This is a genomic window from Krasilnikovia sp. MM14-A1004 (assembly GCF_047159485.1).
In the GTDB taxonomy this organism is placed as follows: Bacteria; Actinomycetota; Actinomycetes; order Mycobacteriales; family Micromonosporaceae; genus Actinoplanes.
Map to the genome: position 1 here is coordinate 689,904 of NZ_AP038773.1, position 23,577 is coordinate 713,480.

The window sequence follows — 23,577 nt, forward strand, 5'->3', positions numbered from 1 at the left end:
CTCAGGCCGGGGCTTCCCGGGTGAGGTAGGTGTGGTGGGTGTCGAATCCGACCCGCTGGTACAACGCGACCGCCGCGGTGTTGCGCTCCTCCACCTGCAGGTAGGCGCGGGTCGCGCCGCGCTGCGCCGCCCACCCGGCCATGGCCCGCGTGACGTGCTGCGCCAGGCCCTTCCGGCGCGCCCGCGGCGCGACCTGCAGCAGGCCGATGCCGTGCCACCGCTCGGCCCCCGTCACCGTCCCCCGGGCCACCGCGAGTAACTCACCGTCGGCGTCGCGGACCTGCGCGAACACCGTTTCGGGTACGGCGGTGAGCACCCGCACGGCGGCCTCCGGCAGGGTGCCCTTGTGCTCGGCCACCATGGCGAACCAGTCGTCGGTCGGCTCGTCGGCGAGCCCGACGGGCGGCAGGTCGGGCCGCTCGGCGGTGGTGGCGAGGAGCCGGGCCAGCGGGGCGGTCTGCACGAGGGTGAGCGGGCGGGCGGTCCAGCCGCGGGCGTCGAGCGCGGCGTTGACGGGCGCGGCCAGCGGCATCGGGGCGTTGATCAGGGCCCGCTGGCCGTGGCGGTCGTACCAGTCGACGACGGCGTCGATCGCGGCGTCGAGGGGGCGGTCGGGGTCGCCGACGGTGAGGGCTGAGTTGGCCCGGCCGGTCCAGTTCTGCGCGCCGCGCAGTATCCAGGCGCCGAGGCGGCCCTGGACGGGGGCGGGCCAGCCCTCGTTGGAGGCGAGTTCGAGGGCGATCACGTCGGCGGCGCGGGGGCGCCGGGTGGCCGGCACCCGTTTGGCCCGGTGCACCTCCTGCAGCGGCACGCGTACGGTCCCCTGGGCGGTCGCGAGCGTGAGTTCCGTCTCGGTGAGCTCGACGAGTTCCCCCAACGCGTCCGTGAAAAGTGGGCGATCCTCAGAAATGCCCACAATTCGGCGGACCACCACCCGGTGTCCTACATCCTGCCGCCGGAGCACGTGCGACCACCTCCGGCGGAGATACTAGGCTCTGAACCGCCGTGGTCTGGTGCGGCGAGTCTTTGGAGGGAAAGACCCGTGACCTACATCATCGCCGAGCCCTGCGTCGATGTGCTCGACAAGGCATGCATCGAAGAGTGCCCCGTCGACTGCATCTACGAGGGCAACCGGATGCTCTACATCCACCCCGATGAGTGTGTGGACTGCGGGGCCTGTGAACCGGTCTGCCCGGTGGAGGCGATCTTCTACGAGGACGACGTCCCCGAGCAGTGGAAGGACTACACGAACGCGAACTACGAGTTCTTCGAGGAGCTGGGTTCGCCCGGCGGCGCCTCGAAGATCGGCAAGGTCGACAAGGACGCCACGTTCGTGGCCGCCCAGCCGCCGCGCGGGGAGTGAACACTCTCTCGTCGGCGCTGCCCGACTTCCCGTGGGACCTGCTGGAGCCCGCGAAGGCGGTCGCGGCCGCCCACCCGGGCGGAATCGTCGACCTGTCCGTCGGTACCCCGGTCGACCCGGTCCCGCCGGTGGTCATGGCCGCGCTGGCGGACCACGCCAACCTGCCCGGCTACCCGCTGACCGCGGGTACCCGGCAGGTGCGGTCCGCGATCGCCGCCTGGACGGCGGCGGCCTGCGGCGCGTCCGGCGAGTTCGGGGTGCTGCCGACCATCGGCTCGAAGGAGCTGGTGGCGTGGCTGCCCACCCTGCTCGGCGTCCGCCCCGGCGACACCGTGGTGATCCCGTCGGTCTGCTACCCCACGTACGAGGTGGGGGTGCGGCTGGCGGGGGCCACGCTCGTGCGAGCGGACTCGCTGACCGCGGTGGGTCCCGACCCGCGGGTGCGGCTGGTGTGGATCAACTCGCCGTCCAACCCGACCGGCCGGGTGCTGCCCGCCGAGCACCTGCGCAAGGTCGTCGCCTGGGCCCGTGAGCGCGGCGCGATCGTGGCCAGCGACGAGTGCTACCTGTCGCTGGGCTGGGAGGGCACCCCGGTCTCGGTGCTGTCCGACGAGGTCTGCGGCGGCGACTACACGGGCGTGCTGGCTGTGCACTCGCTGTCCAAGCGTTCGAACCTGGCCGGCTACCGGGCCGGTTTCGTCGCCGGCGACCCGGCCCTGGTGGGCGAGCTGCTGGCGGTCCGTAAACATGCCGGCATGATCGTGCCGGGCCCGGTGCAGGGCGCCATGGTCGCGGCGCTGACCGACGAGTCGCACGTGGCCGAGCAGCGCGAGCGCTACGGCGCCCGCCGCGCACGCCTGCGCGCCGCGCTGACGGGTGCCGGATTCGAGATCACCCACTCCGAGGCCGGGCTGTACCTGTGGGCGTCCCGCGGTGAGGACTGCTGGAAGACGGTCGACTGGCTGGCCGCCAAGGGCATCCTCGCCGCACCCGGCGCGTTCTACGGCCCGGCCGGTGGCGAGAACGTCAGGGTCGCCCTGACCGCCACCGACGAACGGATCGACGCGGCCGTGCAGCGCCTGGCCGGCTGACGGAGCCCGACGGCGAGGCTCATCGCGCGGGCCGGGCGGCTGCCCGACACCCGCGCGATGAGCCCGTGCAGGTGTCGGTGGATGCCGGTAGCGTCGGGCCATGGCCGAGCAACCCATGGTGGTGGTCCGCGGCGAGTCGATCCTGGAGGTCCCACCCGAGCAGGCGGTCTTCTCGGTGACGGTGTCCGCGCGGGACTCCCATCGCGAGACCACGCTGGCCCGCCTCACCGAGCGGTCCGCGGGACTGCGCCAGACCCTGGACGAGTATCCGGACGCGATCGAACGCCGGGAGACGGGCGTCGTCGTGGTCCGCCCGGAGCTGAAGCGCTCCGGCGAGCGGGTCTCCGCGTACGCGGGCAGCGTCACGACGACGGTGACGGTCACCGACTTCACCGTGCTGGGGGAGCTGTTGCTGCGCCTGGCCAACCGGGAGCAGACCACGGTGGCCGGCCCGTGGTGGCGGCTGCGGCCGGGCAGCACCGCGGGCGCGGAGGTGCGCCGTGCGGCCATCGCCGACGCCCTGTCCCGCGCCGCGGAGTACGCGGACGCGGTCGGCGCGCAGATCGACCGTCTCGTCGAGATCGCCGACGAGGGCACCGGCGCGGCGCAACCGATGATGCGCGCGATGGCGTTCGACGCGCGGGGCGGCGCGGAGCGGATGGAGCTGGAACTGGATCCGCAGCCGCAGACCGTTCAGGCCAGTGTGGTCGTCCGGGTGGCCGTCACGGAGCCCACCAAGCTGAGCTGGGCTGAGCTGGGCTGACCTGCGTCGAGCCGTCCCGGCGGCGCGATCACCGGGCTATCATTCATTCCGGCGCACCGCTCGCCCACGCTCTGTTACCGGCCGTTCCGGCCGTTGATCGGTGCGCCGCCAGCGCGACGGGTCTCTCCATGAGGGACCCGTTTTCGCGTGTCTGGAGCCGGGCGCATCGCACATTCCGGACCCGATTGTCATCAGCGACACTCCGGACGACCAGGCGGAGTATGCACCAATTCGGTCACTATGATGCTTTTGCCGGAATAACTACGCTTTGCTGATGCAGGCGTCCGGCGATCTCGCGCTCCAGGTCGTGCTGGCGGTCGCCGCGGTGTCCGCCGCCGCGTACGTCGCGGGCCGGGTGCACCAGTGGTACCGGCACGGTCTGCAGCGGGAGGTGGCCTACCGCCGCGGGTACGACCAGGCGTCGTCGACCCTGTTCGCGTTGGCGATGCGTACCCGGCGGGTCACGTCGCCCCACGCCACCAACGAGCGCGCGGGCTCCGCGACGCGCCTCGACGACCGGACGGGTGTCCGTTGATCAGTCAGCTTCGACCGGAGGGAAATGGCACGGTATGACCGCGTCCGGCAATGACCTTGTCCCGCTTCTGCTCGCGTTCGGGTTGATCATCGCGAGTGGATACCTCGCGGGCCGCGTCCACCAGTGGTACCGCACCGGCCTGCAGCGGGACGGGGCCTACCGCGCGGGGTACGACCACGCCTCACGGTCCATGTTCGACATGGCGGTGCGGGTCCGCCCGGCGCAGCCGGCCGTCGCGGCCCCCGCGCTCCCGCGCACCCCGGGCGCGCCGGTGGTCCGGTACGCGGGAGTGTCCCGGCATTCCCGGCCGGTCGGGCTGGGCCGCCGCCGGATCGTGGCGCACCGGCCTACCGTTCCGGACCGGCGTCGCCGCCGTACGGCGATCAACTTCTAGGGTGGAGATCATGACACCAGCAGGCAGCTCCGCGCTTCAGGTGGCGCTCGCGGTCGCGTTCGTCATCTTCACCGCGTACGCCGCGGGGCGGGTGCACCAGTGGTACCGGCAGGGCTACGAGCGTGAGACGGCCTATCGCGAAGGCTACGACCAGGCCTCGCACACGCTGTTCCACCTGGCCACTCGCGCCCTGCCGGCGGCACCGGCCGAGCCGTCCACAGTCGAACCGGACGGCGGTGCCGTCGCCGGGTACGGCTGGGCACGGGCCTCCTGAGAGCGAAACGAAACCGTTCCGTCCGATCCTCGGATGATCAGCTACTGATCCGCCGACCTGAAGGCCTGAACAACGGCTGGTTAAGCCGATGGGTCGTCATTTCTGCAATCACTACGATCGTGAACATGACACCGATCGTGCTACAGGTAGCGCTCTCCGTGGTTCTCGTCATTTTGACCGCGTACGCCGCGGGACGGGTCCACGAGTGGTACCGGCACAGTCGCGAGCGGGAAGCCGCCTATCGCGACGGGTACGACGAGGCGTCGCATTCCCTTTTCCGTCTCGCCACCCGCACCGGCTCATCCGGTGGCGCCGCGCAGAACCGGTCCCGGCCGGCCGACGTCGTCCCCATCGACGCCGCCCGGCCGTCCCGCGGCGACGACCGTGAGGCCACCACCTACCGGCTACGACCTATCGGCACGCTCTGAACTGCGGGTTTCGTGCCGCGCGCCGCTCGGAGATCGCGGCCGGGGCCCGCCGAGGGAGCTGGACGGTCGCTCCACCGTCCCGACCCAGGAAAGAACGACCAGCATGACCGCACCAGGCAACAACGCCATTCTCATCGTGCTCGCCCTCGCCTTTGTCATCACCAGTGGATACGCCTCGGGGCGAATTCACCAGTGGTACAAGAACGGTGTCGAAAGGGACCAGGCTTATCGCGAGGGATACGACCACGCATCGCATTCGCTGTTCGACATGGCGATGCGGAACCGAGCCACCAGGGAACGGTCCACCGGGCCGATGACGAAAGCGTCCGGAAAGGCCGTCGTGAAGCTCGAAGCGGGCCGCATGCGTACCGTCGGCTCCGGACGGCGGCGCATTCCCTCGCCCGGACCGACGACCCCGGCCGACCATCGGGGACGCCATTCCGCCGCCTGAGCCCATCCTTCGAGACGCTGAGCCTTCGAGACGCTGAGCACCGGGTCCGACCCGGTGCTCAGTCGCTGGCGGGCGGCGGCGGCCCGGCGGACGGCGGGGCGCTCGGCGAGCCGGAGCAGTGCGAGCCCGATCCGCAGGCGGCGGGTGCAGCCGGGGCCGTGGTCGGCGCGGTGGCCGAGCCGGGATCCGGGCCGGGTCCGTCGCCGGAGGCGGGTTCGCCCGTGGATCTCACGGCGGGGGACGCCGACGTTTCCGACACCGGCGGCGCGGTGGCGGCCGGGCCGGACGGCGAGGGCGCGCGGTCGGCCGGTGGCGCCGCCGGGTTCGCCGTGGTGCTCGACACCAGGCTCGGATACGCGCTGGGTTCGGCGCCGCTGACCACCACGGGAGTGCCGTCGGGGCCGGGCCGCAGCTGGATCCCGTTCACGGTGATCGGTACGGCCACCCCCGGCACCGTGACCGGCGCGCTCGGTCCACTGTCCACACCGACCCAGTGCGACCCGTACGCGGCGGCGACCGTGTACGTGGCCCGGTAACCGGGGGGCGCCTGCCGGTCCGTGCAGCGCGGCCGGGCGGCGGCGGACACCTCGCAGGCCACCTGCGCGGCCGGGCCGAGGTGCCGGGTGACCACGTACCGGTCGACCGGGGCGCCGCGCGTGACCGGCTGCCACGCGATCCAGGGCAGGAGGTGCGCTCGGGCGCGCGGCGGGTCGGGCTGCGGGATCCGGGCGGCATAGACGGTGAAGCTGGCCGGTTGCACGGTGACACTCCAGCCCGCGAACGCGGCCACGCCGCCCGTGGCGGCCACGCCGAGCGCGGCGCCGACCACGATCAGCGGCTGGCGCACCAGGCCGCGCCGCGCGCGATCGGGCCGGGCCGCCGACCCGCGGCCGTACCGGCCGCGTCGGTGGCTCACGGGGTGGCCCGGCTGGCGACCGCGTCCAGCGCGATCGTGAACGTGGCCCGCTGGCAGGCGTCGACCACGGTGTTGGGCATGTGCAGCGGAACGGTGCCCGCCTCCTGACTGTCCCCGGCGTCCACCCGCACGGGCAGCGTCCCTGTGTAGTGGCGCACTTCGAGGTTCGCGGGCACGGGCGCACAACCGGCCCGGGAGGTGGCCACCAGAGCGGCACGCAGATCCGTCACGAGCAGATCGAAGTCGTACGGGTTGTCCAGCGTCAGCACGAGCCGCCGATCGGTGCCGGGGACCAGGCCGTCGACCGGCGCCGCCCGTACGGTGAAGGAGAAGTGCTCCGCGCCCGGCGTCTGCTCGGCCGTGAGGGTCATCGCCTGCGCGCCCGGATCGTCGTCGCGCAGCGCGACGCCCAGGGCCGCCGCGGCCACGACGGCCGCTGCCGCGGCCGTGATGCGCTGCCACCGGTGCACGTGGAGGACTCCGCTGTTCAGGAAGCGTTGCTGACGCCGGTCGCCCGCACCGGGATGGTGAAGGTGGCGCCCTGGCAGGCACTGTCGGAGGCGTTTGTCATCTTGACGCCGTCGGGGACGGTGAACACTCCGATGGTGTTCTTCGGGACCTCCCAGGACACCCGCACCACGTCCTGCGCGACGACGACACCCGTGGTGTGGCAGCCGCCGTTGCGGTGCTCCCGGTCGGCGGTGACGTCGGTGGCGCCGGGCGACAGTGAGGTGATCCGTACCGGGAAGTTGTTCTGGTTGGTGACGGTGACGGTGAGGTTCGTCGTGCCGCCCGGGAAGAGCGGCCGTGCGTCGTCGGACTTGCCTTCGAGCTTCAGCTCGATCGCGCTGCCCGCCACGGCCACCGCGTCGCCGCTGCCGCTCAGATTCCAGTACGCCCAGGCCGCGCCCGCGTTCACGAGGACCGCGGCCGCCGCGGCGACGCTGAGGATCAGCTTGCCGCGGCGATCGAGCTTTCCTCTCGCCATCCTTCTCGCCTTCGATATCGCGAGTGCGTCGCCGGGGGGAGCGTCGCGGCCTGCCACCCTCATCAGGAAGCCGCGCTGACCGCGTCGAGATTGACAGTGAACGTGAACGGGGCACCCTGGCAGGCGTCCGCCGCGTCGGCGACCATGCGCAGCGGGCCGTCCCAGGTGATCTTCGCGGTGGCGGGTGCGTCGTCGGTGCCGGCGGGCACGGTGACCTTCGCCGGGTCGACGGGCAGTGGCGCCGAGTTCACGATGTCCACGTTGTCCGCGGCGGTGCAGCCGGGCGCCGACGAGTCGATGTCGCTGAGCCGGATGCGGGTGATCCGTACCGGGAACTGGTTCTTGTTCTGCACCGTGAGCAGGACGGCCGTCGCGTTGCCCGGAGTGAGGCCGGTGGCGGGCAGGCCCGCGCTGGTCACCTTCAGCTCCACCACCGAGCCGGCTTTGGCCTCGGCGTTGCCGGTACCGGTGAGACTCCACGCCGCCCAGGCTGCGCCGGCGGCACACAGGCCGACGAGGGTGGTCACGGCGATGGCGGTGGTCCGTCTGCTGAGCTGGCGCATGCGCGCGGTCCTCCTGTGAAACTTAGGTGCGCCCCGGGGTCGTCGGGACCACGACCCGGGGCGCGGGAAACTGATGAGGCGCCATCCGGTGGAGGCGGATTCGGTGCCACACCACATTCCCCGACTGGGGGCAGACCTGCGATCGGGCATAGGTGCGCGGTTGCCTGCGCATGATGCCCTTTGCGGGGCCTGTCCGGATTAACCCGCAGGAGGGACGCGACGGGTTGAGGCCGTCGGCGTCTGAGAGGTACGGCGCCGTGCGCCGGGTCGGTCCCGTCGGACACACCATCGCCGCCACCCCCTCTCCCACGCGTCGTCGTCGCGCCGGGCCCCCCGAAACGGGCCGGACACGACGCCTTGCTAGGACAACGCAGCTCGCGGCGGTGCGGAGATCGGGTGTCCGTGTTCCGATGGGTCCCGATGCGATCGGTGATGGCTGCCGTTCCGGGTTAACCCGTTCGTGTCCGGGGCACACGAAGAACCGCCCCACCACCGGCTCGGTGGTAGGGCGGTCTCCGTACCGATCAGGCGGCCGAGGAAGCCCTGCGGCGCCGGATCGTCCTGCGGGTGATGACCACACTGCCGGCCAGCGCCATGGCGCCGAGCCCGGCGACGGCCAGACCCATGGTGTTCGACGAGTCGTGCGCCGGCGTCAGGGCGGGGGTGCCGCCGTTCGTGACACCGGTGGAGAAGGCCGCGGGTGTGATGACGATGCCACCGGAACCCTTGATCTTCGACACGACCTTGACGGACGCCTGAGCCTTCTGCTTGGACGTCTTGCCCACGGCCACGATCACGATCGTGCCGGCCTTCGCGGACTTGATGTGGAACGCGAACTTGCCGTGCTTGTCGACCCTGAAGCTCGTCACCTTCACCACCTGCCAGTGGTGCGAACCCTTGGGCAGGAAGCGGATGGTGAGGACCACCTTCTCCTTCTTGACGAACTTCTTGCCGGTGACCTTCACGGCGGCGCGGACCTTCACGACGCCCTTGTTCACCGTGAGCACCGGTGGCGGCGGCGGGTAATAGCCGCCGGGCGGCACCCGCGTGGGGCTGCTCGGGGCCGCCCACGCCGCCCCGCCGGCGAACAGCGTGATGCCCAGGGCCATCGCCAGCGACGCGACAAGCGCCGCCAGCCGTGCTGACGCTTGGAAACGTCTCATGTTTCCTCCTTTCGGTTTCCCTACGAAGGGGGTCAAACGCTGAACGATCGCCTCACGTCGACGTTGCGGTTTCACGTCCGGGCGCATGCGGGGCCCCCGGTGACGGTCGCCTTCCACGGCCGTACCCCCGGGGTCGTCCACAGCCGGGGCGTGACCGCCCCCGCCGCTCGTGGCTGATCGGCTGTCTGAATGGTCACGTCGAACGTCTGGCTGGATCCGGGCCGCAGATCGACGGTGAACACGGCGACCCCCCGGTTCCGCTCGACGCCCGAGCCGAATTCCACCTCCTTGCCGTTGAGGGCCACGCCGACGACGCCACCACCGATGGGACTGAAGACCATGGCATTGGTCCGCACGGTGTACGGGTCGCCGGAGAGGGCGAGGCCGGTGACGTAGGCGGGCAGGCCCGCACCGGGCGCGGTGGAACCCAGCGTCAGCTTCAGGTGCAGCTCGCGGTCCCCCTCCTCGGTGCAGTCGCCGACGCTCAGCGCGGCCGTCTGGGTGAGGTAGTAGCTGAGCTTGCCGCCGCTGCCGTCGTTGAGGAACACACCGACGGTCGGTGCGCTGTCGTCGCTGTCGGGCAGCCTGCCTTCGAGCACCGTTCCCCCGAGGGCGGCCTCCTCGTCGTTGTTGGCGCTCCACATCAGCAGGCGGCGTTCACCCGCGGCGCGCGACAGCTCGGTGATGATGCCCTTCGGGTTGCCCTGGCCGCGGATCAGCGCGTTGAAGATGTCGCGGGCCGCGCCGGCGAAGTAGGTGTCCTGGGCGGACGGGTTCGGGTACTTCGCGTACACCTCGGAAAGCAACAACCGGACCGCGTTCTCCGAGCTGAGCGACTCGCCCGTGGGCATCCGTACCGGGCCGGTGACGCGCAGCAGGTAGGACAGGGCGACCGGGTCGGTGGCCACCACACCGTCGACGGCGATGCCCGAGCGTTTCGCGTACATGGTGCGCGCCAGTTGCGCCGCGGTGGGGAAGTCCGGGCTGAGGTTCACGTCGGCCGGGAAGATCGCGGGCCGGTCGGTGTACAGCGCTTCCTCGTCGATGCCGAGCGGACGTACCGGAGTCGGGAAGGTCTTCAGCTTTGCGGCCGTGCCCTGGTCGGTGATCGTGACGGCGCCGCCGTCGGCGTGAATGACCAGATAGGCGCCCGGCATGCCGCCGGTCGCGCGGACCTCGGCGTTGTTCTGGAAAAGCACCAGATACGTACGGGGGCCGTTGGCGCCCAGCATCGGCGGCAGGAGACGGGCCGCGCGGTCGGCGGTGGCGACGATGCGTTCGGCGTCGGCCAGACCGGTGCGCAACTCGGTGACCGCCGTGGCGAGCTTGCCCACGAGGCTGGTGGTGTCGATGTCGGCGACTCCGGCCTGGGCGCGGCGGATGACAGCGAGGCCGCGGGCGATGCGCGGCGCCGCAGCGTTGAGCGCGGTCAGGTCGATGCGGCCGTTGCGCGGGGCGAGCCGGTGCGGGTCGAGTCCGGCGGCCACGTCCAGCAGTGCGGGCAGGCCGTTTCCGGCGAGGTCGTCCAGCACGTACGCGACGGTGCGGACGGCCTGCAGGTCGTCGCCGATGACAGGGAGATGACCCGTGAGGGTCCAGCCGAAACCACCGGTGGATTCGCGGGCGGCCTTCGTCTCGCTCTGCAGCGCCGCCAGGGTGCCACGGGCCGCTGCCACGTCGCCGCGCTGGACCTGTTGCTTCAGTTGGACGAAGAGGCCGGCGGCGATCTGCAGATGACCCTTCGCGCGCCAGCCGTCCACGCCGACCCAGCTCACCGACATGAGCAGGGCCAGCACCAGACCCGCGGCGGTCAGCAGGTGCCAGCGCCGGAGCTTGAACCCGCCGCGACCCGGCTTCTCGGGTGGTTTGCCGGGTGCCCGACGTACCCGTTTGAACTCGATCCGGGGTGGTGCCTCCGGTGGGGTGAAGGCGTATCGGGCGGGGCCGGTCGACGGTGTTTGAGGCTCGCGGCCTGGCTGACCTTCGTGCTCCACGGCAAATGAATCCCTACGGACGACAGCGCGCGCCATGACGCGTCATGTGTTGAATACGACATATGGATGATCCGCGCAATGCGGTGTTAAACGGACTAACCGAAACACCGACCTTTATTGCCTAACGGGCGTAGCCGCCCCGGGGATGTTCGGCCTACCCCAACGCGGTGAATTCGCCGCTCCGGGTGTGGCGTGCCCACTCCTTCGAGGACTGTCCGCTACCCGCGGGGCGGGGCCTCGTTGGTCGTCGGTGAATCGATCGTTTCCCAGCGATGCCTGCTGAACAGCGGGTGAACGGGAGGAACCTTCTTGTTGCCCAGCCTCAAGGACCAACGTTTCCTCATCACCGGCGGCACCGGATCGTTCGGCCAGACCATGGTCGCCCGACTGCTCAACGCCGGGGCCGCGGAGGTGCGGGTCTTCAGCCGCGACGAGGCCAAGCAGGACGACATGCGGCGCCGCCTGCGCGACGAGCGGGTCCGTTTCTACGTCGGTGACGTTCGGGACCTGGACTCGGTCACCAAGGCGGCCAGGGGAGTGGACTACGTCTTCCACGCCGCCGCGCTCAAGCAGGTGCCCTCGTGCGAGTTCTTCCCACTCGAAGCGATCCGTACCAACGTGCTCGGCAGCGCCAACGTCATCGAGGCCTGCGAACGCAACGGTGTGCGCTCCGCCGTGCTGCTCAGCACCGACAAGGCGGTGCAGCCGATCAACGCCATGGGCATGAGCAAGGCCCTGATGGAGAAGGTCGCCCAGGCGCACGCCCGGAACAACCCCGACGCCGCCACCAAGGTGTCCTGCGTGCGCTACGGCAACGTCATGTACTCCCGCGGGTCGGTGATCCCGCTGTTCATCGAACAGATCCGCGCCGGTCAGCCGATCACGGTGACCGAGCCCAAGATGACCCGCTTCCTGATGTCGCTCGCGGAGTCGGTCGATCTGGTCGAATACGCGTTCACCCGAGCCGAGCCCGGCGACGTCTTCGTCCGCAAGGCTCCGGCCTGCACGATCGAGGACCTCGGAAAGGCGCTGTGCAGTCTGTTCGACGTCTCCTCGAAGATGCAGATACTCGGCATCCGGCACGGTGAGAAGATGGCGGAGACCCTGGTCAGCCGCGAGGAACTGGCCTGCGCTGAAGACCTCGGCGACTTCCTGCGGGTACCGGTCGACAGCCGCGACCTCAACTACTCGCTGTACTTCGAGCAGGGCCGGATGGACCGGGAGCAGCTGTTCAGCTTCGACTCGTCGAACGCCCGGCGGCTCACCGTCCCGGAGATCGAGTCGGTGCTGCTCGAACTGCCGGAGATCCAGGCCGAGCTGGACATCGCGTCGCGGGACCGAAGCCGGTCATGACCGAATCGACATCGGTCAGGGTCACGTTCGTCACGCAGTGGTTTCCCCCGGAGCCGGGCAACGTGCCCATCTGGATCGCGTCCGCCCTGCGGCGCCGGGGTTTCGCCCTGGACGTGCTCACCGCGGTGCCGAACTATCCGGCCGGGAAGACGTATCCGGGTTACCGCACCTACCGCCAGGTCCGGGAGTCGGTGGACGACTTCGACGTGAACCGGGTGCCGGTCTACCCGAGCCACGGCAGCTCGGCCGTGGGACGCATCGTGAACCTCTGCACGTACGCGATCTCGTCCGCGGCACTGGGCCGGGCGCAGCTCGCGGCGGCCGACGTCGCTCTGGTGTATTCGTCCCCGGCCACTGCCGCGCTGGCCGCCATGCGGGCGAAGAAGCGCAGGGGTACGCCGTACGTCATCCACGTCCTCGACATGTGGCCCGACTCGATCTTCGCGTCCGGATTCCTGACCCAGCCGGTACTCCGGCGCGCCGCCGAGTGGCTGCTGCACAGGTTCGTGAACAAGGCCTACGCGAGAGCCGACGCCGTCGCGGTGACGTCCCCCGGCATGCGGGAGCTGCTGCGGCAAAGGGGAGTTCCGGCGGAGAAGATCTCCGTGGTCTTCAACTGGGCCGACGAAGCCACGATGACACTGGCCCCCGCGGACCATTCGCTGCGCGTCGAGCTCGGTCTGCAGGACTCCTTCGTCCTGATGTACGCCGGAAACCACGGCGCGGCACAACGGCTCGACATCGCCATCCAGGCCATGTCCAGGATCCGAGACCTCCCGAAGGTCCACCTGGTGATGGTCGGGGACGGCGCCGAGCGGGACACCCTGCAGAAGCTGGTCGCGGAGCTGGGTCTGCCCACTGTGCATTTCGTCGACCCGGTCGAAGCCCGGCGCATTCCGGGACTGATGGCCGGGGCCGACATGCAGCTCGTCGCGCTGGCCGACCAGCCGCTGTTCGACATCACCATTCCCAGCAAGATCCAGAGCATCATGGCGTGCGGACAGCCCATTCTGTTCAGCGGAAGCGGTGACGCCGCGACCATCGTGCGCGAATCCGGAGCGGGCCTCACGTGCGAGCCCGGAGATCCGGCGGCTCTCGCCGAAACCATCCGCACCGCGTACCGGATTCCGCAGGACGACCGGAATCGGATGGGCGATCGCGGCCACCGGTATTACCACGAACACCTCAGTGAAGCGAGAAATGCGCAGACTCTCGCGGACCTCCTGGTGTCGGCGGCAAGGAATCGTCAACGGACGGAGCGGTAATGATCAAGAAAGTGTTGATCCTCGGGGTGACCGGCATGCTCGGTCACGTGCTCCTTCGCGAGCTGGGAGACCGGGAGGATCTCGACGTCCGCGGCGTTGCGCGGCATGCCGACTCACTCGAAAACCAGATCCCGGACGCCTTGGCACGCCGGGTGATCACCGGTGTCGACGCCACGAACTTCAAATCGGTCCGTCGCGTCATCTGGCGGACCCAGCCCGACATCGTCGTGAACTGCATCGGGGTGATCAAGCAGGACCCACGGGTCGGTGACTCCGTCACCACGGTCGCGGTGAACTCGCTGTTCCCGCACCTGCTCGCCCGAGAGTGCGCGGAACGCGGCGTACGTCTGGTCCATGTCAGCACCGACTGTGTGTTCTCCGGAGTCCAGGGCGACTATTCCGAGGACAGCGTGCCCGACCCTGTCGACTTCTACGGCCGCAGCAAACTGCTCGGCGAGGTGCCGGCACCCGCACTGGTGCTCCGTACCTCGATCATCGGGCACGAACTGCGGGGCAACCGTTCGCTGATCGACTGGTTCCTCAAAGCGTCCGGCACGGTGCGCGGTTTCACCCGGGCCATCTACACCGGTGTCACCACATTCGAATTCGCCCGCCTGCTGGCGGACGTCGTCATTCCGGACGAGCGGCTCACCGGCCTGCTGCACGTCGCGTCGGACAAGATCTCCAAGTACGACCTGCTCGGCCTCGTCGCCAAGGAATACGACTGGCAGGGGTCCATCGTCCCCAGCGAAGACGTCGTCTGCGACCGGTCGATGCGGGCGGACCGCTTCTTCGAACTGACCGGTTATCGAGCGCCGGACTGGCCCACGATGATCCGGGAGATGCGCGAGCACTCCACCCGCTGGGGTGCACCCGTCCAACGTCTGGCAAACGCTTGACCCCCGACCGCCGCCACCCCCGCAAAGGACACCAATGACCAAGGTCATGACGGTCGTGGGTACCCGGCCGGAGATCATCCGGCTGTCTCGCGTCATCGGCTACCTCGACCGCACCGCCGATCACGTCCTGGTGCACACCGGCCAGAACTGGGATCCCATGCTCAGCGACGTCTTCTTCGACGAGCTGGAGCTGCGTAAGCCGGATCGCTTCCTCGGCGTGGACACCTCCACGCTGGGCACGGTGCTCGGCGGAGTCCTCGCCGGCGTCGAGGAGGCCATCACCCGGGAACGGCCCGACGCGCTGCTCGTGCTCGGCGACACCAACAGCTGCATCGCCGCGCTGATGGCCCGCCGGATGAAGGTGCCCGTCTACCACATGGAGGCGGGGAACCGGTGCTTCGACCTGAACGTGCCGGAAGAGACCAACCGGCGCATGGTCGACCACGTCAGCGACTTCAACCTCGTCTACACCGAACACGCCCGCCGTAACCTGCTCGCCGAGGGCCTGCACCCGCGCCGGATCATGCACACCGGCTCGCCGATGCGCGAGGTCCTGGACTACTACCGGCCAGGGATCGAGAGCAGCACGGTGCTGCGCCGGCTGGAGCTGGAACCGGGTGGCTACTTCCTCGTCAGCGCGCACCGCGAGGAGAACGTCGACGACCCCGGACGTCTGGGGCAGCTCCTGGAATGCCTGCGGGCGGTCCGCGCCGAGTGGGGGCTGCCGGTACTGGTGTCCACCCACCCGCGGACGCGCAAGCGGCTGGAACAGCGGACCGACGACCCGTCGACGCTGGAAGGCATCGTCTTCCATGAGCCGTTCGGGTTCCTGGATTACGTCCACCTGCAGATGCGGGCCCGGTGCACGCTGTCCGACAGCGGCACGATCAGCGAGGAATCCGCCATCCTGGGCTTTCCGGCGGTCACCCTTCGGGACTCGATGGAACGACCCGAGGCCATGGACACGGGCTCGATCATCATGACCGGCCTCGACGCCGGCGAGCTGATCCCGGCCATCACGGCGGCGACGGAACAACCCGGCACCGCGCCGTCCTGCCCGGACGACTACAAGGTGGCGGACACCTCGCGCCGCGTCGTCCACTTCATGCTCTCCACGATCGGCCGGCACCGCTTCTGGGCGGGCATCCGGACGCCCAGCGAGGCAATGCCATGACCGAGGCACAGGTCCGGGCCGGACGGGACACCTTCCGGGTGCTCATGACCAGCAGCGTCTTCGAGCCGGGGTACCGGGGTGGCGGACCGGTGCGGTCCCTCGCCACCACCGTCGACACCGCCTCACCGGGCATCGAGGTCAGCCTCGTCACGGCCGACCGCGATCTCGGTGCGAAGGACCCGTACCCGGGATTGTCCGGACGGTGGTCCTCGCGCGGGCGCGCCCGGGTGTTCTATCTCAACACCCGCAGCCTGAGGCAGTGGGCGAAACTGCTGCGGGGGCTGCGCTCGACCCGCTTCGACCTGCTGTACGTGAACAGCTTCTGGTCCCCCACCGCGACCATCGTTCCGGTGCTCGCGGCCAGGCTGCGGCTGATCCGTGCCGAACGGGTGCTGCTGGCCCCTCGTGGTGAGCTGTCGCAGGGAGCGCTCGGCGTGAAGGCGGGCAAGAAGAAGCTCTTCCTGCCGTGGTGGCGGCGACTGCTGCAGAGCATGGGCGTCGAGTGGCACGCGACCGCGGACCTCGAGGTCGCGGACATCCGGGCGGCGTGTCCATGGGCCTCCGTACGGATGGTTCCCACTCAGACCGCCCTGCCACGCGAACCCATGCCCGTCCCGGCACCCACCACGACCGAGGCGCGCCTGGTGTTCATCAGCCGGATCGCGGCCAACAAGAACCTGCACCTGGCCATCGACGCCCTGGGCCAGACGACGGCCCCGGTCACCCTGGACGTGTACGGGCCCGCGGAGGATAACCGGTATTGGAAGGACTGCCTGGACCGGGCCAAGCGGCTGCCCGGCACCGCACGAGTGGAGTACCGCGGGGAGCTGTCGCCGTCCGAGGTACGCCCGACGTTCGCCCGATACGACGCGTTCCTGTTCCCGACCACCGGCGAGAACTTCGGACACGTGATCGCCGAGAGCCTCTCCGCCTCGTGCCCGGTCGTCTGCTCGGACCTGACCCCGTGGACCGATGTCCTGCGTGACGGCGGAGGACGCGTGGTCGCCGAGCTGTCAGCTGCCGGCGTAGGCGCGGAGGTGCAGCGGATCGCTGTGATGGCCCCTGCGGAACGGGCAGGGCTGCGGCAGTCCGCAGGGGAGGCGTACCGGGAGTGGCGGCGCACCTGCGCCGACCGCAACGTGCTGGACGTCGCCAAGCAGGAGGCTGGTGCCTTGTGACGACCGCCGAGCAGGAATCGGCCGTCGCGGTTATGGGGACAAGCGGACATGCACGCGAGGTCGCCTGGATCGCCGGATGCCAGCCCGGACTGCACGTCGTCGGCTGGGTCGGACCGCGTGACGCCGGTACCCGCCTGCCCGGCCCGTGGCTGGGCGACGATTGCTGGTTCGACACCGCCGCGCCGGAGGTCGGCTTCGTCATCGGCATCGGCAACGGAGCGGTCCGGCAACGCCTGGCGTCCACGGCCCGCATGCTCGGCCGGACCAGCCCGTCGTTGACCCATCCCACCGCCGTCGTCGGCGCCGGCACCACTGTGGGGCCGGGCTCGATCGTCTGGCCCGGTGCCGTCGTGACCACCGACGTCGCCGTGGGTCGGCACGTCCACGTCACCACCAACTCCGCCGTCGGACACGACGCGGTCCTCGAAGACTTCGTCACCCTGCTTCCCGGCTGCACCGTCGGTGGCTTCTGCCACCTCGGTCCCGGCGCCACCATCGGGGCCGGTGCCTCGGTTCTGGAGGGTGTCCGGATCGGCGCGGGGGCGTTCGTCGGCGCGGGAGCGCTGGTTCGCCGTGACGTCGATGCAGGAACTGTTGTGGCCGGAGTGCCTGCCCGGCCACTGGAACGCGTCGGCGCGTAGCGCTGACACCCCACTAGCGAAAGGCACACGCATGCCCAAAGTCGCCCTCATCACCGGCATCACCGGCCAGGACGGTAGCTATCTCACCGAGCTCCTCATCGGCAAGGGATACGTGGTGCACGGCCTGAAGCGGCGCTCGTCCAGCTTCAACACCGAGCGGATCGAACGGATCGACCTGCACCCCCGGCACCCCGAGGCGCATCTCTTCCTGCACTACGGCGACCTGTCCGACATGGGTTCCCTGGTGCACCTGCTCCGCCAGGTCCAGCCGGACGAGGTTTACAACCTCGGCGCGCAGAGCCACGTCCGGGTGTCGTTCGATGTGCCCGGATACACCGCGGACGTCACTGGGCTCGGCGCCGTCCGCATCATGGAGGCCATCCGGATCGCCGAGGTGGACTGCCGGGTATACCAGGCCAGCTCCTCCGAGATGTTCGGGGCCGCGCCACCGCCGCAGAACGAGTTCACGCCGTTCCACCCGCGCAGCCCGTACGGGTGCGCCAAGGTGTTCGCCTACTGGTCGGCGGTGAACTACCGCGAAGCCTGGAAGATGCACGTCTCCAACGGCATCCTCTTCAACCACGAGAGCCCGCGCCGGGGCGAGAACTTCGTCACCCGCAAGATCACCCGAGCGGTGGCCCGCATCGAGGCGGGCATCCAGGACAAGCTCTACCTGGGAAACCTGGATGCCGTCCGGGACTGGGGGTACGCACCGGAATACGTCGAGGCGATGTGGCTGATGCTGCAGCAGCCGCAGCCGGATGACTTCGTCATCGCCACCGGCGAGCCGCGCACGGTCCGGGAATTCGTCGTCGCCGCGTTCGACCAGGTCGGTCTGGACTGGGAGCAGTACGTCGACACCGATCCCGCGTACCTGCGGCCGTCCGAGGTCGACTCGCTCATCGGGGACCCCAGCAAGGCGCGGCAGAAGCTCGGCTGGACGCCGAAGACGTTGTTCCCCGACCTCGTCCGCATCATGGTCGACGCGGACCGCCAGCTCCTGGAGGACGAGCGGATGGGGCGTCTCGTCAGGATGGACCGGTAGAGCGTTGCTGCTTCGCCACCTGCACGGGGTTTTCACCAGGCGTGGCCTCGAACTGGCCGCCGTCCTCACCGCCGTCGCCTCGCTGCTCGCCGGTGTGCTGATCGCCCGGATGCTGGGGCCGTCCGGGCGCGGTCAGCTCGTCGTGGTCGCCACCTGGGGCCAGGCCCTGGCGTGGGTGGGTGGACTGTCCGTCGACAAGGCCCTGATGGCCCGCAACAGCAGCGACGGACGTCGTCAGACGGACATGCCCGTGGCCTCCGGGCTCCTCGTCCTGCTCTTCCTGGGTGGGATCGTTGCCATCGGCTCGGTGTTCGGCTCGGCCGAGATCCTCGCGTCACCCGTCATGCGTGTCGCCCTGGCGGTCGCGGTGCTCGGCACGGTGGCGTTCGACGCTCGGGCCGCCCATCTGCTTGTCCACGACCGCTGGCGGGAGTTCGCGCTGCTGCGGTTCGCCCAGCCGGCCACCTATCTGGTCGGCAGCTTGTGCGCGGCGGCACTGACCGCCTGGCACGCGGCCGCCGGGGTCCATCTCTTCGTGGTGGCCCTGTGCCTGAGCTTGTGGGCACCGGCCGTCTTCGTGGGCGGGCTGCCGCGTCCGCGGATTGTCGTGCCCCGCAAGGTCGAGATGCGGCCCATGTTCGCCTTCGCCGGCGGATACCACGTCGGCAGCGTGCTGTCGTACCTGTCCTCGCGCATCGACCTGATGGTCGTGTCTGTCTACTTCAGCGCCGCGGACGTCGGTCTGTATTCGGTTGCTTCCACGATGGGGCAACTGGCAATGATGTTCGGTTCCGCGAACCTGATCCGTGGCATCACCGGAAAGCTCAAATCGACCGACCACGTGGATCGCGGCGGGCTCGCCGCTGCCGGCCTGCTCACCCTGGTCGTGGCGGGCGGAGCCACCTGGTTGCTCACCCACGTCTACGGCCCTGAGTTCACCGCGGGCGGAGGCCTGGCCCGCTGGCTGTGCCTCGGCGGACTGCTGTTCTACCTGCGGCACGGATTCAACGGCCAGCTCACGGGAGTCGGGAAGCCGTGGGCCACAGCGGCGGCCAACGGCATCGGCGTCGCCGGGTTCCTGGTGTTCCTTCCGCTCATGCGGACAACAACGGAGGTCGCCGTCGTCAGCGTCGCCGCCACGGCGCTGTCCACCGCCGTGGCCTATCTCCTGCTCCGCCACCACACCCGCCACCAGGCGGGCGAGGCCGGTTCGGTGCCCGCGACCACCGCGCGCGATGAGGAGCCGGTGCCGGTCGCGGCCGCACCGGCCGTGCAGCCGGGCGTGTCGACCCGTCATCTCTTGGAGGATTGATGTCCGACATGACGAAGTACCCCGTCGCCAGGCCGTCCCTGGCAGACCTTGAGGAGAAGTACGCGTCCGACGCCATCCGCAGCGGCTGGATCTCGTCGACCGGGCCATATCTCGAACGGTTCGAGACCGAGTTCGCCGTCCGGGCCGGAACCACGGCCGCGGTCGCCACCAACAACGGGACCACCGCCCTGCATCTCGTGTTGGCCGCGGCGGGCATCGGTCCGGGGGACGAGGTCATCGTTCCCGCGCTGACCTACGTCGCCACCGCCAACGCCGTCACCTACTGCGGGGCACGACCGGTGTTCGTCGACGTCGACCCGCAGTCGTGGTGCATCGACCCGGAGCAGGTGGCGGCCGCGGTCACCCCGCGTACCCGGGCGGTCCTGGCCGTCGACCTGTACGGGCACCCGGCCGACTACGCCCGACTGCGCGAGATCTGCACCGCGCACGGTCTCCGGCTGGTCGCGGACGCGGCGGAATCCCTGAGTGGCTCGCTCCGCGGCAAGCCGGTCGGTGCGCTCGCCGACGCCACCACGTTCTCGTTCTTCGGCAACAAGATTCTGACTTGTGGCGAGGGCGGATGCGTCACGACCTCCGACCCGGACCTGGCCGCGCGGATGCGCCTGCTCCGTAATCAGGGGATGGACCCGGACCGCCGGTACTTCTTCCCGGTCGTGGGATACAACTACCGGCTGACCAACGTGGCGGCCGCGATCCTCTGCGCGCAGCTCGAACGATGCGACGTCATGGTGGCCCGGCGCCGCGCGATCGTGGACGCCTACGACCGATACAGCGCCGCGAGCCCTCTGCTCAGCGCACCGGTGACCGCCCCGGACGTGACCCGGGCCCCGTGGATGGCGTCGCTGGTCCTCAACCGGGATGCCGGCTTCGACCGGGAGCGGCTGACCGGCCGGTTGTCCGACGCCGGTGTCGACACCCGGCCGTTCTTCCACCCGCTTCCTGCCCTGCCGGCGTACGGGTCGTTGCCGGTCGACGCGTACCCGGTCTCCGGTGACCTCAGCCGGCGCGGCTTCAACATGCCCACCTTCGTGGACATGTCCCAGGACGACGTGGAAGCCATTCTGCAGCGGTTGGACGACGCGCTGCGCGGCTGCCGGGCAGAGACGGCCCTCCGATGACCGGTCCCACGCCCTTGCGATCCACCGAGGAGTAGACGTGCACATTCGCGTTGACGGTTCACCGATCGTGCCCGGCCGGGCCGGCGGGGTGGAGATGTTCACATACGGCCTGGTGGAGGGCCTCGTGGAAGCGGCGAGCCACGACATCGAGGTCGAGGTGCTGGCAGACACGCTTCAGCAGTGGCGTGCGCGGGTGCCGTCCGACCGTATCCGCTGGTCCGGAACCGCCATGCCGTTGCGCTCGGATCGGCGCCTGGGTCAGGGACTGCGCAGGTACGTGCCGTTGCAGGTGCGCGATTCCCGGTTGGGCCGCCGCATCGTCAACGGGCTGCGTAACCGGGCTCAGCCCGTCCGGGAGGGTGCCGACGTCACGGTGTATCCGTTCAGCTATGTTCCGGTGCGGGCGGAGTCCTCGGTTCTGGTTCTGCATGACCTCCGCCGCTTTCAGGCGGGCGAGCCGCGCTCCGGCTACACCGAGATCATCGAGCGCAACGTCGAGCGGGCCGCGGCTATCGCGGTCTCCTGGCCGCACCCGTACCAGGCCGTCCTGGACACCTTCCCGCAGGCGCGGGACAAGACCGCGCTGATCCCGCTGCCCACCTTCAACGCCCGGCCCACCGGTGCGGACGCCGAGCCGGAACGGGGATTTCTGATCTATCCCTCGTCGACGGCCGAACACAAGAACCATGCGACGTTGCTGGAGGGCATGTCCCTGCTTCCCGACTTCCGCCTGGCTTGCCCGGGTCCGTTGATCGAACCGGTGGCCAGCACGGTGTTGGGACGCGTGGCCAAGCCCGACCTGGCTGGCCGTGTGTCCTTCCCGGGCTTCGTGTCGACCGAGGAACTCGCCGACATGTACCGGCGCGCCTGGGCAGTCGTCGTCCCGTCCACCTGGGAAGCGGCAAGCGGGGCGATCTTCGAGGCGTTCAGCTGGGGCCTTCCGGTGGCGTGTGCGGACGTCGCGCCGCTGCGGTCCCAGGTGGAGTTCGCCGGTGGGGACGCGGCCTTCTTCGAGCCGTTCGACCCGGCGTCGGTGGCTGCCGCGATCGAACAGATCACCGCCAACCGGGACCACTTCGCGGCCGCCTCGCGGCGGGCGAGCAAACGGCTGGCCGACCGGTCGTGGGCAGACACCGCGCGGGACTACGTGATGGTGTGTGAATGGGTGAAGAACGGCCGGGTCGGCCCTGTTCCGCAGTCGAGCTTCCTCGCCGGTGCCGATTCCTAGCTGACCCGTGCCGTCCGTTCTGCTAGTGGCCTGACCGACGCGCCGTGCCGGAGTGTGCCGTGGTATCGACAATGGCGACAGAGACCCGAGCCGAAACGAGCGACCTCCCGCTGCCGCACGCGACCCGGGTGCTCCAGTTCTTTCCCGTCACGTGCCTCATGGTTGCACCGTACGTGCTGTTCATCATTCCCCAGGCCGTTTCCAACGGAAATCCGCGTTCCGGTTTCCTGATCGGTCTCGTCCTGCTCGGTGCCGCTGGCGCCGGTCTGGTCGAGGGCATGTTCCTGTTCCTGCGGCCGCCGTACCGGCAGCCGCGGGACCGGGTACCCGCGAACGCGGGGTACCCGCGGATCATGCGGGTCGCCGTCCCGGTCGCCGTCGTGTCCATCGTGGCTGATGTCGCCCGCGCCGCCGCCGGTGGCGGCTCGATCGAGTCCCAGGTCACCGGGCAGCAGACAGCATCCACGGTGGCTGTGGTCCTGGCGCCGTTCGGCGGCTGGAAGTTCGTGGCCCTCGCCCTGTTCGCCTCGGCCTGCCTGGGCGGCTACGCGTCGAGGCGCAACCTGTATCTCTGGGCGGCCGCGATGATCGGTGCTCAGGTGGTGATCGCCTCCTTCACCGCGATCACGGCGAACCTCATCAGCTTCTGCACGTTTGTTGCGGTGGCGTGCCTGATGTTGGGGCTCACCCGGGCCCGGCTCGTGGCGGTGTTCGCTGTCATCCTGCTCGCCGCGTGGCCGACCATCTTCGCGATCCGGAATCAGATCCGGGCGGACAAGGGCATCGCGGTGTCGGCCGAGATGTCCGCGAGCGGGCGGATCAGGCTCGACCAGCAGATCTCCGCGGTGGCGGCGTACGACGTGCCGGCGGACCTGCCGGGACTCATCGGTCCGGGTGGCATCGTGCGCTACGGCCTTGTACCTCGGGCGCTCGACCCGGGCCGTCCGGTGCTCGCCACGGGCGGCCTGATCAGCGACTATGTCGGGGGTTCCCGGTCCAACTCGTACAACTTCCTGCCCTTGGGCACTCTCTACTTCCTGCTCGGCCCATACGGTGTCATTGCCTTCTACGGGCTGTGCGCGTTCGGGTTGGTGCTGTTGCTCAGAACCGGCGGTGGGCCCGGCCCGGGGCGTCTGATGGTCCTGTTCACCGCGCTCGCGGGCCCGTTGAGCTGGACGAGCAGTTATCCCGAGTCGGTCGTCGGATATCTGCAGAGCCTGGTCGGCCTGGTGCCCATCATGCTGCTCCTGAGGCGGTTCGGCCGCGCACCGCGTTTCTCTCCGAACCGCGGTGAGACGCCCGCCATGCGGGCGCCGTCGATCGTGACCGGATCGGCCGCGAACGGAGTTGTCACGCGAACGAGCCCGTAGCGGAAGCGAAATCCAGCTCAGGAGTCAGGGGGCCGCTGCACACCGGACTG

General features: G+C 69.9%; 26 protein-coding genes. 19 read left to right on the forward strand and 7 right to left on the reverse strand.

The window, feature by feature from the left end:
- Position 1 precedes the first annotated feature (1 nt).
- Positions 2–964 carry a GNAT family N-acetyltransferase gene (locus ACMCNN_RS03280; protein WP_412744692.1) on the reverse strand — a complete coding sequence of 321 codons (963 nt, stop codon included), beginning with the start codon at positions 962–964 and terminating at the stop codon, positions 2–4.
- Positions 965–1,042: 78 nt separating this feature from the next.
- Here ACMCNN_RS03280 and fdxA point away from each other — a divergent pair, with 78 nt between their 5' ends.
- The 8 genes from fdxA (at position 1,043) to ACMCNN_RS03320 (ending at position 5,299) form a co-directional block, all read left to right on the forward strand.
- Positions 1,043–1,363: a ferredoxin gene (fdxA, locus tag ACMCNN_RS03285; protein WP_412737409.1), complete on the forward strand. Its 321-nt coding sequence runs from the start codon at positions 1,043–1,045 to the stop codon at positions 1,361–1,363.
- Complete coding sequence (dapC, locus tag ACMCNN_RS03290; RefSeq protein ID WP_412744693.1) at positions 1,360–2,454, forward strand: succinyldiaminopimelate transaminase; 1,095 nt, start codon at positions 1,360–1,362, stop codon at positions 2,452–2,454. The genes fdxA and dapC overlap by 4 nt, the downstream gene beginning before the upstream one ends.
- A gap of 100 nt (positions 2,455–2,554) precedes the next feature.
- Entirely contained in the window at positions 2,555–3,217 is a 663-nt protein-coding gene (locus ACMCNN_RS03295; RefSeq protein ID WP_412744694.1) for an SIMPL domain-containing protein, read from the forward strand.
- Positions 3,218–3,491: 274 nt separating this feature from the next.
- Entirely contained in the window at positions 3,492–3,752 is a 261-nt protein-coding gene (locus ACMCNN_RS03300) for a hypothetical protein (RefSeq protein ID WP_412744695.1), read from the forward strand.
- A 34-nt stretch (positions 3,753–3,786) separates the two neighbouring features.
- Positions 3,787–4,146, forward strand: a complete 360-nt coding sequence (locus tag ACMCNN_RS03305) for a hypothetical protein (protein ID WP_412744696.1) — start codon at positions 3,787–3,789, stop codon at positions 4,144–4,146.
- A 10-nt stretch (positions 4,147–4,156) separates the two neighbouring features.
- Positions 4,157–4,420, forward strand: a complete 264-nt coding sequence (locus tag ACMCNN_RS03310; protein WP_412744697.1) for a hypothetical protein — start codon at positions 4,157–4,159, stop codon at positions 4,418–4,420.
- A gap of 125 nt (positions 4,421–4,545) precedes the next feature.
- Positions 4,546–4,848: a hypothetical protein gene (locus tag ACMCNN_RS03315; protein WP_412744698.1), complete on the forward strand. Its 303-nt coding sequence runs from the start codon at positions 4,546–4,548 to the stop codon at positions 4,846–4,848.
- A gap of 103 nt (positions 4,849–4,951) precedes the next feature.
- Entirely contained in the window at positions 4,952–5,299 is a 348-nt protein-coding gene (locus ACMCNN_RS03320; RefSeq protein WP_412744699.1) for a hypothetical protein, read from the forward strand.
- A 58-nt stretch (positions 5,300–5,357) separates the two neighbouring features.
- On the opposite strand, the gene ACMCNN_RS03325 is transcribed toward ACMCNN_RS03320, so the two are convergent.
- From ACMCNN_RS03325 to ACMCNN_RS03350, 6 genes are all read right to left on the reverse strand, one after another.
- On the reverse strand, positions 5,358–6,215 hold the full coding sequence (locus ACMCNN_RS03325) for a hypothetical protein (RefSeq protein WP_412744700.1): 858 nt from the start codon (positions 6,213–6,215) through the stop codon (positions 5,358–5,360).
- Positions 6,212–6,685 carry a hypothetical protein gene (locus ACMCNN_RS03330; RefSeq protein ID WP_412744701.1) on the reverse strand — a complete coding sequence of 158 codons (474 nt, stop codon included), beginning with the start codon at positions 6,683–6,685 and terminating at the stop codon, positions 6,212–6,214. Before ACMCNN_RS03330 ends, ACMCNN_RS03325 begins: the two co-directional genes overlap by 4 nt.
- A 17-nt stretch (positions 6,686–6,702) precedes the next feature.
- Entirely contained in the window at positions 6,703–7,203 is a 501-nt protein-coding gene (locus ACMCNN_RS03335) for a hypothetical protein (protein ID WP_412744702.1), read from the reverse strand.
- Positions 7,204–7,265: 62 nt separating this feature from the next.
- Entirely contained in the window at positions 7,266–7,766 is a 501-nt protein-coding gene (locus ACMCNN_RS03340) for a hypothetical protein (protein ID WP_412744703.1), read from the reverse strand.
- Between the two features lie 524 nt (positions 7,767–8,290).
- Complete coding sequence (locus tag ACMCNN_RS03345) at positions 8,291–8,929, reverse strand: hypothetical protein (RefSeq protein ID WP_412744704.1); 639 nt, start codon at positions 8,927–8,929, stop codon at positions 8,291–8,293.
- A 71-nt stretch (positions 8,930–9,000) separates the two neighbouring features.
- Entirely contained in the window at positions 9,001–10,923 is a 1,923-nt protein-coding gene (locus ACMCNN_RS03350; protein ID WP_412744705.1) for a DUF4012 domain-containing protein, read from the reverse strand.
- A 309-nt stretch (positions 10,924–11,232) separates the two neighbouring features.
- Here ACMCNN_RS03350 and ACMCNN_RS03355 point away from each other — a divergent pair, with 309 nt between their 5' ends.
- From ACMCNN_RS03355 to ACMCNN_RS03405, 11 genes are all read left to right on the forward strand, one after another.
- Positions 11,233–12,276 (forward strand): polysaccharide biosynthesis protein, encoded by a 1,044-nt coding sequence (locus ACMCNN_RS03355; RefSeq protein WP_412744706.1) that lies wholly within the window; start codon positions 11,233–11,235, stop codon positions 12,274–12,276.
- On the forward strand, positions 12,273–13,541 hold the full coding sequence (locus ACMCNN_RS03360) for a glycosyltransferase family 4 protein (RefSeq protein ID WP_412744707.1): 1,269 nt from the start codon (positions 12,273–12,275) through the stop codon (positions 13,539–13,541). The genes ACMCNN_RS03355 and ACMCNN_RS03360 overlap by 4 nt, the downstream gene beginning before the upstream one ends.
- Positions 13,541–14,440, forward strand: a complete 900-nt coding sequence (locus ACMCNN_RS03365) for a dTDP-4-dehydrorhamnose reductase family protein (protein ID WP_412744708.1) — start codon at positions 13,541–13,543, stop codon at positions 14,438–14,440. Before ACMCNN_RS03360 ends, ACMCNN_RS03365 begins: the two co-directional genes overlap by 1 nt.
- 34 nt (positions 14,441–14,474) lie before the next feature.
- On the forward strand, positions 14,475–15,614 hold the full coding sequence (gene wecB, locus ACMCNN_RS03370) for a non-hydrolyzing UDP-N-acetylglucosamine 2-epimerase (RefSeq protein WP_412744709.1): 1,140 nt from the start codon (positions 14,475–14,477) through the stop codon (positions 15,612–15,614).
- Positions 15,611–16,792 carry a glycosyltransferase family 4 protein gene (locus tag ACMCNN_RS03375; protein WP_412744710.1) on the forward strand — a complete coding sequence of 394 codons (1,182 nt, stop codon included), beginning with the start codon at positions 15,611–15,613 and terminating at the stop codon, positions 16,790–16,792. The genes wecB and ACMCNN_RS03375 overlap by 4 nt, the downstream gene beginning before the upstream one ends.
- Positions 16,793–16,824: 32 nt before the next feature.
- Complete coding sequence (locus ACMCNN_RS03380) at positions 16,825–17,433, forward strand: acetyltransferase (protein WP_412744711.1); 609 nt, start codon at positions 16,825–16,827, stop codon at positions 17,431–17,433.
- 31 nt (positions 17,434–17,464) lie between these two features.
- On the forward strand, positions 17,465–18,478 hold the full coding sequence (gene gmd, locus ACMCNN_RS03385; protein ID WP_412744712.1) for a GDP-mannose 4,6-dehydratase: 1,014 nt from the start codon (positions 17,465–17,467) through the stop codon (positions 18,476–18,478).
- Between the two features lie 4 nt (positions 18,479–18,482).
- Positions 18,483–19,790, forward strand: coding sequence for a lipopolysaccharide biosynthesis protein (locus ACMCNN_RS03390; RefSeq protein WP_412744713.1), 1,308 nt, complete (start codon positions 18,483–18,485; stop codon positions 19,788–19,790).
- Positions 19,791–19,798: 8 nt separating this feature from the next.
- Positions 19,799–20,929, forward strand: coding sequence for a DegT/DnrJ/EryC1/StrS family aminotransferase (locus tag ACMCNN_RS03395; protein ID WP_412744714.1), 1,131 nt, complete (start codon positions 19,799–19,801; stop codon positions 20,927–20,929).
- Between the two features lie 67 nt (positions 20,930–20,996).
- Positions 20,997–22,157, forward strand: a complete 1,161-nt coding sequence (locus tag ACMCNN_RS03400; RefSeq protein WP_412744715.1) for a glycosyltransferase — start codon at positions 20,997–20,999, stop codon at positions 22,155–22,157.
- 71 nt (positions 22,158–22,228) lie between these two features.
- Positions 22,229–23,527, forward strand: a complete 1,299-nt coding sequence (locus ACMCNN_RS03405) for a hypothetical protein (protein WP_412744716.1) — start codon at positions 22,229–22,231, stop codon at positions 23,525–23,527.
- Positions 23,528–23,577: the final 50 nt, after the last annotated feature.